This window comes from Micromonospora musae (assembly GCF_003626545.1).
GTDB lineage: Bacteria > Actinomycetota > Actinomycetes > Mycobacteriales > Micromonosporaceae > Micromonospora > Micromonospora musae.
Window position 1 is genome coordinate 45999 of the sequence record NZ_RAZS01000013.1, and the last position, 12085, is coordinate 58083.

General features: G+C 73.4%; 12 protein-coding genes and 1 pseudogene. 4 read left to right on the top strand and 9 right to left on the bottom strand.

Features of this window, described 5'->3' with window-relative positions:
• Positions 1–103: 103 nt before the first annotated feature.
• The 4 genes and pseudogenes from D7147_RS27805 to D7147_RS27820 form a co-directional block, all read right to left on the bottom strand.
• Positions 104–1590 (bottom strand): annotated as a pseudogene (locus D7147_RS27805) (sensor histidine kinase).
• Positions 1583–2275 carry a response regulator transcription factor gene (locus D7147_RS27810; RefSeq protein WP_120682892.1) on the bottom strand — a complete coding sequence of 231 codons (693 nt, stop codon included), beginning with the start codon at positions 2273–2275 and terminating at the stop codon, positions 1583–1585. Before D7147_RS27810 ends, D7147_RS27805 begins: the two are co-directional and overlap by 8 nt.
• Positions 2276–2359: 84 nt before the next feature.
• Positions 2360–2872, bottom strand: a complete 513-nt coding sequence (locus tag D7147_RS27815; protein WP_120682894.1) for a hypothetical protein — start codon at positions 2870–2872, stop codon at positions 2360–2362.
• A 138-nt stretch (positions 2873–3010) separates the two neighbouring features.
• Positions 3011–4183 (bottom strand): thiolase family protein, encoded by a 1173-nt coding sequence (locus D7147_RS27820; protein WP_120682896.1) that lies wholly within the window; start codon positions 4181–4183, stop codon positions 3011–3013.
• Positions 4184–4357: 174 nt separating this feature from the next.
• Here D7147_RS27820 and D7147_RS27825 point away from each other — a divergent pair, with 174 nt between their 5' ends.
• Positions 4358–4792, top strand: coding sequence for a PH domain-containing protein (locus tag D7147_RS27825; protein ID WP_120682898.1), 435 nt, complete (start codon positions 4358–4360; stop codon positions 4790–4792).
• Between the two features lie 56 nt (positions 4793–4848).
• On the opposite strand, the gene D7147_RS27830 is transcribed toward D7147_RS27825, so the two are convergent.
• Both D7147_RS27830 and D7147_RS27835 read right to left on the bottom strand, forming a co-directional pair.
• Positions 4849–5763, bottom strand: coding sequence for a rhomboid family intramembrane serine protease (locus tag D7147_RS27830; RefSeq protein WP_120682900.1), 915 nt, complete (start codon positions 5761–5763; stop codon positions 4849–4851).
• A 55-nt stretch (positions 5764–5818) separates the two neighbouring features.
• On the bottom strand, positions 5819–6349 hold the full coding sequence (locus tag D7147_RS27835) for a peptidylprolyl isomerase (protein WP_120682902.1): 531 nt from the start codon (positions 6347–6349) through the stop codon (positions 5819–5821).
• Between the two features lie 84 nt (positions 6350–6433).
• On the opposite strand from D7147_RS27835, the gene D7147_RS27840 reads away from it, so the two are divergent.
• Positions 6434–7213: a hypothetical protein gene (locus tag D7147_RS27840; RefSeq protein WP_120682904.1), complete on the top strand. Its 780-nt coding sequence runs from the start codon at positions 6434–6436 to the stop codon at positions 7211–7213.
• A 221-nt stretch (positions 7214–7434) separates the two neighbouring features.
• On the opposite strand, the gene corA is transcribed toward D7147_RS27840, so the two are convergent.
• The 3 genes from corA to D7147_RS27860 form a co-directional block, all read right to left on the bottom strand.
• Positions 7435–8580, bottom strand: a complete 1146-nt coding sequence (corA, locus tag D7147_RS27850; RefSeq protein ID WP_120682908.1) for a magnesium/cobalt transporter CorA — start codon at positions 8578–8580, stop codon at positions 7435–7437.
• Positions 8581–9046: 466 nt separating this feature from the next.
• Positions 9047–10141 carry an aminotransferase-like domain-containing protein gene (locus D7147_RS27855; protein WP_120682910.1) on the bottom strand — a complete coding sequence of 365 codons (1095 nt, stop codon included), beginning with the start codon at positions 10139–10141 and terminating at the stop codon, positions 9047–9049.
• A 188-nt stretch (positions 10142–10329) separates the two neighbouring features.
• The gene (locus D7147_RS27860) at positions 10330–10722 is read right to left on the bottom strand and encodes a CBS domain-containing protein (RefSeq protein WP_120683164.1); all 393 of its coding nucleotides are present in this window, start codon (positions 10720–10722) and stop codon (positions 10330–10332) included.
• 117 nt (positions 10723–10839) lie between these two features.
• Between D7147_RS27860 and D7147_RS27865 the strand changes: the two genes are divergently transcribed.
• Positions 10840–11289: an NUDIX domain-containing protein gene (locus D7147_RS27865; RefSeq protein ID WP_233563524.1), complete on the top strand. Its 450-nt coding sequence runs from the start codon at positions 10840–10842 to the stop codon at positions 11287–11289.
• Positions 11286–12053, top strand: a complete 768-nt coding sequence (locus tag D7147_RS27870) for a hypothetical protein (protein ID WP_120682914.1) — start codon at positions 11286–11288, stop codon at positions 12051–12053. The genes D7147_RS27865 and D7147_RS27870 overlap by 4 nt, the downstream gene beginning before the upstream one ends.
• Positions 12054–12085 lie beyond the last annotated feature (32 nt).

Consider the following 12085-nt stretch of genomic DNA (forward strand, 5'->3'; position numbering starts at 1 on the left):
CGGACGAAGCGCCGACGCCGACGGTCGTCGTCTGGGCCCGCCGCAGGCCGGCCAGGGACTTCGACACACGCCCCAAGCCTTCCCGGTCTCCGCCAGCGCGACGTCAGACCGATGTTCGGATCAGGTAAGCGAGGCAGGCAGCCGGACGGTGAAGGCCGCCCCACCCTCGGGCGCGTGCGTCGCCGTGATCTCACCGCCGAGGCGGCGGACCAGCCCGGCGGCGAGCGCCAGGCCGAGGCCGCTGCCCACCTTCCGCACCCCCCGGTACCGCTCGTGCAGCGCACCCCGGTCGAACGCCACCGCCAGGTCGTCGTCGGTGAAGCCAGGGCCGCCGTCCCGAACCTCGACCAGACCACCGGCCGGCTGCTGCGGGCCGACGGGACGGACGGCGATCACCACCGGGGCTCCCGGTGGTACGACGCGCAACGCGTTCTCCAGCAGCCCGTCGACCACCTGCCGGATCCGGCCCGGATCGGTGTACGCGGGGACGGGGCCGTCCGGCCGCTCCACCCGGAGCACCACCCCGACGGCCGCGCACCGGGCGGCCCAGGTCCGCTCCGCCTCGTCGGCGAGCCCCACCAGGTCGACCGGGACCGGCTCCAGCGGGAAGTCGGCCGCCTCCAGCCGGGCCAGCGCCAAGAGGTCGCTCACCAACCGGTCCAGATGTCGGGCCTCGGTGAGCACCGTACGACCGGCCGCCGGCACCTCGTCGGGTTCGATCACACCGTCGGCCAGCGCTTCGGCGTACCCGCGGATCGCGGTCAGCGGGGTGCGCAGCTCGTGCGAGACGGAGAGGAGGAACTCCCGTTGCCGCCCCTCGCTGGTGGCCAGCGCGGCGGCGAGCCCGTTCAACGCGTCCGCCAGGTCGGCCACCTCGCCGGGTGGCTCGACCGGCACCCGGACCGCCCGGTCCCCGGCGCGCAGCCGGGCGGCGGCGCTCGCCGCGTTACGGATCGGCCGGGCCAGCCGGCGGGCGAGCAGCAGCCCGGCGACGACACCGGCGGCCAGCCCGGCCAGCAGCGGGGCCCAGAGGCCACGCAGCACGCCGCTCCAGAGCCCGGTGGTACGCGTCCGGGACAGCACCACCCCGTTGCCGCCCGGCAGGGCCCGCCCCTCGATCAGCGCCGGCCGGCCGCCGACCCGGCGGGTCGTGGAGACGTTGCGCCCCTCGGCGATCCGCTGCACCAGGCGCGGTGGCAGGCCGGCCCGGTCCACCGCGCCGCCCCTGATCAGGTACGCGTCGATGCCCTGGGCCCGCAGCTGGCGGATGAGCCGCTCCTCGTCGGCGGTGCGACCCCGATCGAGCCGGGTACGCAACACCTCGGCGGCGAGCCGGGCCTGGGCGGCCAGGGCTTCCTGGTCGCGCCGTTCGGCGCCGCGCACCGCGAGCGGCGCCGCCACGAGCGCGGTGACCAGCACGGAGACCATCGCCACCGCGCAGGTGACCAGCACCGCCCGGGCGGTGAGGGTCCGCCCGAAACCGGTCCGGGACGGCGCGGCGGGCGGCTCCGGCCCGAGGATCGGCAACGCCACCGTCGGCGGGTCGACGTGGGCCGGAGGGTGCGGATCGGCCGGGTCCGGGTCAGGCATCGGCGGAGTACCCCACGCCCCGGTGGGTCCGGATCACGCCGGCTCCGCCGAGCTTCGCGCGGACCTGCGCCACGTGCACGTCGACGGTGCGGGTGCCGGAGTGTGCCGCGTACCCCCAGACCGCGGCGAGCAGCTCCTCCCGCGTGAAGACCCGGCCGGGGCGGGCCATCAGGTGCGCGAGCAGGTCGAACTCGGTCGAGGTGAGGTGCACCGGGACGCCGTCGGCGAGCACCGTGCGGCGCGTCGGGTCGAGGCTCACCGCGCCGACGATCCGGGGCCGGTCGTCTCCGCCCGGCGGGCCGGCCGCGCGGCGCAGCAGCGCCCGGACCCGGGCGACGAGTTCCCGGGGGCTGAACGGCTTGGTGACGTAGTCGTCCGCGCCCAGCTCGAGGCCGACGACCCGGTCCACCTCGTCGTCGCGGGCGGTGAGGAAGATGACGGGCGTCCAGTCGCCGGCCTCGCGCAGCTGCCGGCACACCTCGGTTCCGGCCAGCCCGGGCAGCGCGATGTCGAGGACGCACACCACCGGACGCAGCCGGCGGGCGGCGGCGAGACCGGCCGTCCCGTCCCGCTCCACGTGTACACCGAACCCGTCGCGGGTCAGGTAGAGCCGGACCAGGTCGGCGATCGCGGGCTCGTCCTCCACCACGAGGACGAGCCCGCGGTGGGGTACGTCGACGCTCACCGGCCCATGATTGCCCACCGTTCGGGGGCGGTACCGGCAGGGCGTGTTCGGATCAGGTAAGAGAAGTGCCGCCGGCTCGGACGGTCAGCGGACGGCCGCAGGGCGGAGGCTGGCCGGCATCGTGTTGGCCGACGGTTCGCCGATGGTGGCGACGATTCGCTCCTGCGCCGGCCGGAGGCGGGTGCGGAAGGCGTGGTTGAGCAGTGTGTCGAGCTGCCACAGCTGCTTCGGCTGGCTGGGGCGGACCAGGAAGTGCTCACGGACTCCGTCGATCGCGGTCGCGGCCAGCTCGATCGAGTGCGTACGCGGGTCGGGGCTCCACGTGACGTTGCTGAGTTCGCGCAGCTCGGTGTTGAGGTGCAGGCGGAGCCGGTGCAGCACTCGGGTCTGCTGGGTGACCACGAGTCGCCGGTGCGTGAGCAGGAGCAGGTACTCGCCGCCGGCCGGCCGTTCGGGACGGCTGCACCGGGTCACCAGGATGGTGGCGTCGCCCGAGCCGACACAGCGGCGGAAGACGGGCATGTGCCGGGTGACGGTCTGCATCGCCAGGCCCGCCTCGGCGGCGGCCGGAAGGAACGTTCGGGAGAAGACGTCCATGCCCTGCCCAACGACAAGCGTCCGGGAGTGACGTGGGTCACGTCGAAGTTGTGCAAGTTCCACGGCCGCCGTCGCACCGGGTGTCCGACTTCCGGTGCCGCCCGGCTCCGCAGCCGGGCCCGCCCGTCCCGGTCGAGGTCAGAGCAGCTCGACGATGGTGGCGTTGGCCATCCCGCCGCCCTCGCACATCGTCTGCAACCCGTACCGGATCCCGTTGTCCCGCATGTGCTGGAGCATGCTGGTCATGATCCGGGCGCCGGAGGCGCCGAGCGGATGCCCGAGGGCGATGGCCCCACCGCGCGGGTTGAGCCGCTCCGGCTCCGCCTCGGTCTCGGCCAGCCACGCCAGCGGAACCGGGGCGAACGCCTCGTTCACCTCGTACACCCCGATCTCCTCGATGCCGAGCCCCGCGCGGCGCAACGCCTTCGCGGTGGCCGGGATGGGCGCGGTGAGCATGGTGACCGGGTCGTCGGCGGCAGCCACCGCGGTGTGGATCCGGGCCAGCGGGCGAAGCCCGTGCCGGCTGGCCCACTCGCTCGTGGTGACCGCGAGCGCGGCCGCGCCGTCGGAGATCTGGGAGGCGGACCCGGCGGTGACCACGCCGTCGGCCCGGAACGGGGTGGCCAGCTCGGCCAGCTTCTCCAGCGAGGTGTCGCGGCGGATGCCCTCGTCGGCGGCGAACTTGCCGCCGTCGGCGAGCGCGACCGGGGCGAGTTCGGGGTCGAACGCGCCCGCGTCCTGCGCGGCGGCCGCCTTCTCGTGGCTGGCGAGCGCGAACTCGTCGAGCTGGGTACGGGAGAAGCGCCACCGCTGCGCCATCAGCTCGGCGCCGACGCCCTGGTTGAACGGGAGCGGGGCGTCCTCGGCGAAGCCCTCGACGCCGCGGTAGCGATCACGGATCGCGTCGCTGAACGGCATCCCACCGGCCACGCTGGAGCCCATCGGCACCCGGGTCATCGACTCGACGCCGCCGGCGACCACCAGGTCGGCCTGCCCGGAGAGCACGGTGGCCGCGGCGAAGTGCAGGGCCTGCTGGCTGGAGCCGCACTGGCGGTCCAGAGTGGTACCGGGGACGGTCTCGGGCCAGCCGGCGGCGAGGACGCCGTTGCGGGCGATGTTCCAGGACTGCTCACCGACCTGCGACACGCAGCCCCAGAAGACGTCGTCGACGAGCGCCGGGTCGACGCCGGCGCGCTCGGCCAGGGCCCGCAGCACGTGGGCCGACAGGTCGACCGGGTGCACGCCGGCCAGGCTGCCCTTGCGCCGCCCGACTGGGGTACGTACCGCGCCGACGATGACCGCGTCACTCATGACTACTCCCCGGTAACTTGGCTGCCCCGATCCTACGTCCTCCACCGCCCCCACGTCCCGGGCCGGGTCGTCGGGTCCCGGCGCTCCGGCGGGGCGTACGGCCGGGCGCGCCGATCTCCGCGAGCGGGACGACGGGCGGTGCCACCGGCCGGGGCCCGCTGGCATGCTGGACGGGTGGAGGAGACATTCCCGGTACGACAGTGGCGGGTGCCGGCGAGCCTGCCCGCCGCGAAGGTGGCCGGCGCCGTCCTGTTGATCTCGCTCGGCCTGCTCTTCGCCGACGGCGACCCGGTACGCCTCGCACTGGCCGGGCTGGTCTCCGCCGCGCTGCTGGGGTGGGCGGCGCGCGACCTCGTGGCGCCGGTGCGGCTGGCGGTGGACGCCGCGGGGCTCACCGTGGTGCACGGGTTCGCGAGCCGTCGGGAGCTGCCGTGGGCGACGATCGAGGCGATCAGCGTGGACCGGCGACCCCGGCTGGGCCTGGCCACCGAGATCCTGGAGATCGACGCCGGGCAGGCGCTGCACCTCTTCGGCCGGTACGACCTCGGCGACTCTCCCGGCGACGTGGCCCGGGTGCTGCACACGGCCCGTACGGCCGCCGGCGCGTGACCCGACCGGACGCGCGGTCGCGGGACCGCGCAGGCCGGGCAGCGCCGAGCCGCCGGTCAGCCGGCCAGGAGTTGGGCGCTACGGATCAGGACCAGGCCGATCAGCGCCAGCACGATGATCGCGCCGCCGACGACCTGCACCAGCGTCCGACGCCCACGCGGGGCGTACGCCAGCACCAGCCCCATCAGCGCGCCGATGACCAGGCCGCCGAGGTGCCCGGCCTTGGAGATGCCCGGCACGGCGAACGTGAAGACCAGGTTGACCACGAGCACCGGCAGGATCGCCGAGGTGTCCCGGCCGAGCCGACGCATGATCACGAAGATCGCCGCGAACAACCCGAAGATCGCCGTCGACGCGCCGGCGGTGGCCGAGTTCTGGGCGCTGAACAGGTAGGCGGCGACGTTTCCGCCGAACCCGGCGATCAGGTAGAGCCCCAGGAAGCGCAGCGGGCCGAGGTTGGCCTCCAGCGAGCGGCCCAGCACCCAGAGCGCCCACATGTTCAGCAGCAGGTGGAGCAGGCCGTAGTGCAGGAACATCGCGGTGATCAGCCGGTACCACTCGCCGTCGGCGATGCCGCCGACGCTGCCGTCGGGGAAGACCGCCAGCCCCAGCACCGCGCCCCAGTCGGTGAGCGGCGTGTTGCCGCCGAGCAGCCCGGCGAAGCCGGAGCCGCCCACCGCCGCGTCGCCGCCCCGGTCGGAGGCGATGGAGAGCAGCATCAGCAGCACGTTGACCGCGATCAACGCCTTGGTGACGTAGCCGTGCCGGCCGGCGGCACCGCCACCGAAGGCGGTACGCGCCGGCCGGACGCTACGACGCCCCTCACTGGTGCACTCCGGGCACTGGTGCCCGACCGACGCCTCGCGCATGCAGTCCGGGCAGATCGGCCGATCGCAGCGGGTGCAGCGGACATACGTCTCCCGGCCGGGGTGCCGGTAGCAGACCGGGGTGGTCGGCGGCGACTCGCTCACCGCTGCCACCCTCCGGAGCGCTCAGTCATGCGAGCAAAGGTACCTCGCGCGCGCCTCAGGCGGCGGAGCGCTCGATCTCGACCCGCTCGATGACGACGTCCTGGAGCGGACGGTCGCTCGGGCCGGTCGGGGTGTTGGCGATCGAGTCGACGACCTTCGCCGACTGCTCGTCCGCCACCTGACCGAAGATGGTGTGCCGGTTGTTCAGGTGCGGCGTCGCGCCGACGGTGATGAAGAACTGCGAGCCGTTGGTGCCCGGCCCGGCGTTCGCCATGGCGAGCAGGTAGGGCCGGTCGAAGCGCAGCTCCGGGTGGAACTCGTCGGCGAACTTGTAGCCCGGGCCACCACGCCCGGTGCCGGTCGGGTCACCCATCTGGATCATGAAGCCGGAGATGACCCGGTGCGAGATGGTGCCGTCGTAGTACGGCCCCTTGCCGGGCTGACCGGTGCGGGGGTCGACGTACTCGCGCGTCCCCTCCGCCAGCTCGATGAAGTTGTTGACGGTCTTCGGCGCGTGGTTCGGGAAGAGCTCCAGCCGGATCGGGCCGGCGTTGGTGTGCAAGGTGGCGTAGATGGCCTCGGCCACGGGTACTCCTCACTCGTTGGTCAGTTCCATGCGGATCCTCCCATGTGCCCGATCTGGCATCGCGGAGGCATCCGAAGGTGGAGGATGACGAAGGAACAACTCCCAGGAGGTGGGACCGTGTTTGGAAGGGGACGGCGTAAGTCCCAGGGGCAGCTGGCAAAGGCCGAGTTGAATCAGGGCATCGGTCACCTGCTGCAGGCAGCCACGTATGCCGCGAGGGGCGCGGGCGCGACGGTCGGTCCGCGTGTCCAGGCCGCTCGGGACCACGTAGGACCGACGGCGACGATGCTGCGCGATCGCGCCGCGACCGGCTGGGACACGACCCTCACCTCGCTCGCCCCGCTCGCTGCGGCCGCCCGCGACGGTGCCGCGCAGGCGGGTTCGATGACCAGGAAGGCGAAGTCGAGGAACATGCGGATCAGCGGGAAGAAGCAACAGCCGCGCCGTCGCCGCCGGATGATGACCGGCCTGCTGGCCGCGGGCGCGATCGCCGGCGTGGCCGGGATGATGGCCGTACGGCGTCGGCGGGAGCAGCAGGAGTGGGCCGAGTACGACCCCACCCGCACCCTGGAGCCGATGCACGACGAGATGGACACGATCGAGGTCCGGACCCGGTCGACGCCGGCCGGCGCGAAGATGGCCGAGGCGTCCACGCCCCGGACGTCCGGTGGCTCGACGGGCGCCGGCAGCTCGGCCGTGGCGGGCGGCGACAGCGCCACCACCATCCCGGCGAGCGGCGGGTCGAAGATCCAGCCGACCGACAAGGTCCCCTCGGTCGCCGAGGGCGCCACGGACGCGTCCGGCCGCCCGGCCGACGACGTGAGCAAGGCGACGAGCAAGGCCCGCACCAACGGGCGCCGCTGACCGACCGCTCATATCTCGCGGACAGCGCCGGCACGGCGGGAACCGACCCGCGTTCGCCGGCGCTTCCGCATGTCCACCGCCGGGCCCGAGCCGTGCGGCCGGCGGCAGCGGGCGGTGGCTCCGGTCATCGCGGCCGAGGCGACCGCCGCCGGTCATCGCGGCCGAGGCGACGCCGCCGGTCAGCCGGCCGAGGCGACGCCGCCGCGGGAGGCCGGTGGGCGTCAGAGCCAGCCGTTACGGCGGAACCAGCGGTAGAGCAGCCACGAGCAGCCGAGCATCAGCGCCCAGATGACCGGGTAGCCGTACTTCCAGTCCAGCTCCGGCATGTACTTGAAGTTCATGCCGTAGATGCCGGCGATGGCCGTCCAGACCGCGGCGATCGCCGCCCACGCCGCGATCTTGCGCATGTCGTTGTTCTGGTCGACGGTGACCTGGGCGAGCCGCGCCTGGAGGATCGAGTTCAACAGGTCGTCGTACGAGTTCACCTGCTCGACGGTGCGGCTGAGGTGGTCCTGCACGTCCCGGAAGTAGCGCCGGATCTCCTTCGGCACCTCCCGGTTGACCTGCGAGGTCAGGTTCAGCAGCGGGCGTTGCAGCGGCACCACGGCCCGCTTGAACTCCACCAACTCCCGCTTCATCTGGTAGATCCGCTGGATCCGCCCGCTGCCGCTGCGGTCGAAGACCTGGGCCTCCAGGGTGTCCAGGTCGTCCTCGATCTTGTCGGCGACCTCCAGGTACAGGTCGACCACCCGGTCCGTGATCGAGTACGCGACCGCCCACGGGCCGTGCAGCAGCAGCTCCTGCTTGCTCTCCAGGTCGGCCCGGATCGGCGAGAGCCGGCCGGCGTCCCCGTGACGGACGCTGATCAGGAAGTTCGGCCCGATGAAGAGCATCACCTGCCCGGTCTCCACGACCTCGGAGTGCTCGGTCAGCTCCGCGTGCTCGCAGTAGCGGGCGGTACGCAGCACCAGGAAGCTGACGTCGCCGAACCGCTCCAGCTTCGGGCGCTGCGCGGCCTTGACCGCGTCCTCCACGGCGAGTTCGTGCAGCCCGTAGGTGGCCGCGATGGCGCTCATCTGCTCCAGCCCCGGCTGGTGCAGCCCGAGCCAGACGAAGCCGTCCTCGTTCCGGGCGGCGGCCAGGGCATCGGCGTAGTTCCACTCCCCGGGCTGTCGTTTCCCGTCGACGTAGAGCGCGCAGTCGACGACCGCGTCGTGCCCCGCCTCGACCGGCTCCGGGGGGCGCTGCGCGCCGTCGGTGCTGAGGATCCGGGTCATCGCCCGTACCGGCGCCGCCCAGGATCGAGGCATCGGCAGCCGGCCGCCGTGCTGCGGGGTCGTCCGGCCCCGCTGGTCACGACCTGTCATCGCACACCCCCTCACCACGGTGAGCCGCGCTCGTCGCGCCGGCTCCGCACCCGCACGGCCCAGAGACGGTCGGGAAACCCCGGGGCTGGCGAGGCGGAGCCGCAGCCGCCGCAGGGTTTCCCGACCGTCTCGCGAGCCGGATTGCAGGGTACGCCGAACCGGGCCGTCACGCCCTGTGACGAAGGAGTCGGGGCGGCGCCGGGCGGGCCGGGTCGCATCGAGGGGTGAGGGGGACGACACGGCCCACCCGGCGCCCTGTGGGGGCGAGGGTTCTGCTGGCCGCGTCACTCGTCACGGGTGCGACCTGGTCGATGCGAGCCCCCGGTGCCGGCTCGGCCGGGTCAGGAGGCGGGCCGACGGCCGCCACGCGACGTGAGTGACGCTCGCAGCATTGTGGGCCGCCGGCCGCCCGGGCGGGAGCCCCGGAGCGGCCGATCGAAGCCTTCTGTCAGGAATCCGACAGAATTCACCCACGGACCGTCTTCACGGCCTCCGCCAGCCGGCGTACGCCCTCATCGATCTTGTCGACGGTGACCGCCGAGTACGCCAGCCGCAGCGCGTGCCGGCCGCCGTCGAGAACGAAGTCACTGCCCTTGACCACCGCCACGCCACGCTCCGCGGCGGCCGGGGCGACGCGCTCGACCAGGACGTCCTCGGGCAGCTCCACCCAGAGGAAGTAGCCGCCGTCCGGCTCCACGAACCGGGCCTCGGGCAGGTGGCGACGCAGCGACTCGGCGAGCACCCGGGCCCGCTCGCCCAGCGCGGCCCGGACCGTCTCGATGGAGCGGTCGATCTCGCCGGAGACGCAGAACTGGTAGACGATCGCCTCGGAGACCATGCCGGGCGAGATGTAGAGGCTGGTCGCCTTCTTCGCGATGTCCGCGATCAGGTCCGTCGGTCCGACCAGGTAGCCGACCCGGACGCCGGGGCAGACCGTCTTGGTGAAGCTCGACGCGTGCACCACCACGTCGCGGGTGTCCAGCGAGAGCATCGACGGCAGCGCCTCGCCCCGGAACCGGATGTCCGCGTACGGGTCGTCCTCGAAGATCGTGAAGCCGTACTCGGCCGCCAGGTCGAGCAGCTCGTGCCGCTTCTCCAGGGAGAGCGTCACGCCGGCCGGGTTCTGGTAGTTCGGGATGATGTGCGCCAGCCGGGGACGCACCCCGGACTCCAGCAGCTTGCGCAGCTCGGCGGTGTCCACGCCGTCCGGCTGGATGGTGACGCCGTGCAGCTCGCCGCCCATCTGCTTCAGGTTGAGCAGCGTCCGGTCGTAGGTGGGCCGCTCGACCACCACCGCGTCGCCCGGGCGGACCAGGTGGTCGAAGAGGAACGCGTCGGCCTGCAACGAGCCGTTGGTGATCAGCACCTGCTCCGGCGTCACCCCGTGCTTCTCGGCGATCCACCGGCGCAGGGGCGGGTACCCGACGGAGGTCCCGTACGCCGTGACCCCGGCGGGGTCGGCGTCGAACGCGCGGACGGCGGCGGCCTTGAGCCCCTCGACATCGACGATGTCCAGCGAGGGAGCTCCGCGGGCAAAGGAGATCAGCTGCTCGGCGGTCATGGCTGTTGAGCGTACGGGCGGCCACCGCGGCCGCGCCGACGGCACGGCGATGTCCGTATCCTGAGCCACCGGGTCGGGTGACCTGGGCCGGACCGGCGGCGGAACAAGTCGGGCCGGAAGGGCGAGCGGGTCGTGCTGCACCAGACCGACCCGTTGTGCCCGCCCCGAGCTGATCTGCCCGGTTCGTCTCAGCCCGTCGACACCATCCGACCGGCGGCCCAGACTCGCATGATGTCCCGTACCGAGATCACCCCGGCCACCTCGCGGCCGTCGAGCACCACCAGGTGCCGGAACCCGCCCCGGGCCATCGCCACCGCCGCCTCCTCCAGCGTCCACTCCGGTACGGCGTAGACCACCTCCCAGGTGAGGTGGGCGGCGGCGCGCTCCACGTCACAGTCGAGACCGGCGCCGATGGCGTTGAGCACGTCCCGTTCGGTCATGATCCCGATGCCCTCGGAGTCCGGGTCGATCACCACCGCCGAGCCGACCCCACGAGCCGACATCATCCGGGCCGCCTGCCGCAGCGTGTGCTCCGGACCGACCACGAGGACCTCGCTCGTCATCGCTTCCCGTACCTGCATCACACATCACTCCTTTTCGGGACGGTGACCTCCGGTATGGACATAGTGGTTCGTCGATGTCGCCGGAACAAGACCTCGGCGTCGCCGAGACGTCGGTCGGCTCGCTACTGTCGGGGCGTGTCCACCGAGCCCCTGCGCTGCGCCGGCGCCCTGATCGTCGACGACGACGGCCGGCTGTTCTTCCAGCGCCGATCCCCGCACCGGCGCCTCTTTCCCAACTGCTGGGACGTGGTCGGCGGCCACCTGGAGTCCGGCGAGGACGTCGAGGCGGCGCTGCGCCGGGAGGTGACCGAGGAGACCGGCTGGACCGTCGCGCGGCTGATCCGGCCGGTCGGCGAGTACCGCTACGTCGGCGACGACGGGCTGGAACGAATCGAGAACGACTGGCTGGTCCAGGTCGAGGGGGACCTCGACCGGCCCCGGCTGGAGGCGGGCAAGCACACCGAGTACCGGTGGCTCACCGAGGAGGACCTCCCCCTGCTGGACGAGCACCGGGACGTCAACGACGGCCTGATCCGCCGGATCGCGGAGGAAGCCTTCGCCGCCCTGCGTGCCATGGGTCGGTGAGCCACGCCGTCGAGCTGGCGCCGCACCGGTACGCCGGGCTGGTCGCACCCGCGGTCGACCGGACCTTTCTCGCCGGGATGGCCGCCGGCCAGGAACGCGGCACCGAGCTGAGCCGTCGGTACGGCGGACCGGCCGCGACCGGCTTCCTGGTGGAGCTCCGCACCCGGCTGGCCGAGCCCGGCGGCGTGGTCGACGACCCCGGGTTCACCGCGGTGACCCGCTACCGGGACGCGGCCGAGTGCCGGCGGGCGCTGGACAAACAGGTCGCGTACGGGATGCTGCACCGCCGACCGGACGGCGGGCTGGCCGCCACCGAACGCGGGCTGGCGTTCCTCGCCGAACTCTGGCGGCTGCACGCCGACGTCACCGGCGAACTGTGGACCGGGCACGAGGAGCGGGTGGTCCGCCTGGTCGAGGCGCTCGGCCGGCTCCTGACGTACGCGCTGGTGCTCGCGGCCGAGGAGCCGGACCCGGCGGGCGCCGCATTCGCCGCGGTCGCCCCGCCCTACGAGCCGGACGGCACCCCGCCCGGCGTCCTGCTGCTCAACCGGCTCGGCACGCTGCGCCACCACCGCTCCGACGCGCACGCCGCCGCCTGGGCCGTCGCCGGGCACACCGCGCTCAGCGTGACCGCCCTGCCGGCGGGGCCCGAGCGGCTGGCGATCGAGCAGGAGACCGACCGCCGGGCCGCCGGCCCGTACGAGGCGCTGACGGCGCAGGAGCGGTTGAGCGTCCTCGCCGATCTGGCCGCGCTCCCCGGCTGAACAGCCGATCCGTCCGCGCTCCCCGGGTGAAC

Excerpts from the sequence above, each read along its gene's own strand:
- D7147_RS27840 (WP_120682904.1), top strand. The coding sequence starts at position 6,434 with ATGACGAAGGAACAACTCCCAGGAGGTGGGACCGTGTTTGGAAGGGGA.
- D7147_RS27860 (WP_120683164.1), bottom strand. The coding sequence starts at position 10,722 with ATGCAGGTACGGGAAGCGATGACGAGCGAGGTCCTCGTGGTCGGTCCG.
- D7147_RS27815 (WP_120682894.1), bottom strand. The coding sequence starts at position 2,872 with ATGGACGTCTTCTCCCGAACGTTCCTTCCGGCCGCCGCCGAGGCGGGC.
- D7147_RS27855 (WP_120682910.1), bottom strand. The coding sequence starts at position 10,141 with ATGACCGCCGAGCAGCTGATCTCCTTTGCCCGCGGAGCTCCCTCGCTG.
- corA (WP_120682908.1), bottom strand. The coding sequence starts at position 8,580 with ATGACAGGTCGTGACCAGCGGGGCCGGACGACCCCGCAGCACGGCGGC.
- D7147_RS27820 (WP_120682896.1), bottom strand. The coding sequence starts at position 4,183 with ATGAGTGACGCGGTCATCGTCGGCGCGGTACGTACCCCAGTCGGGCGG.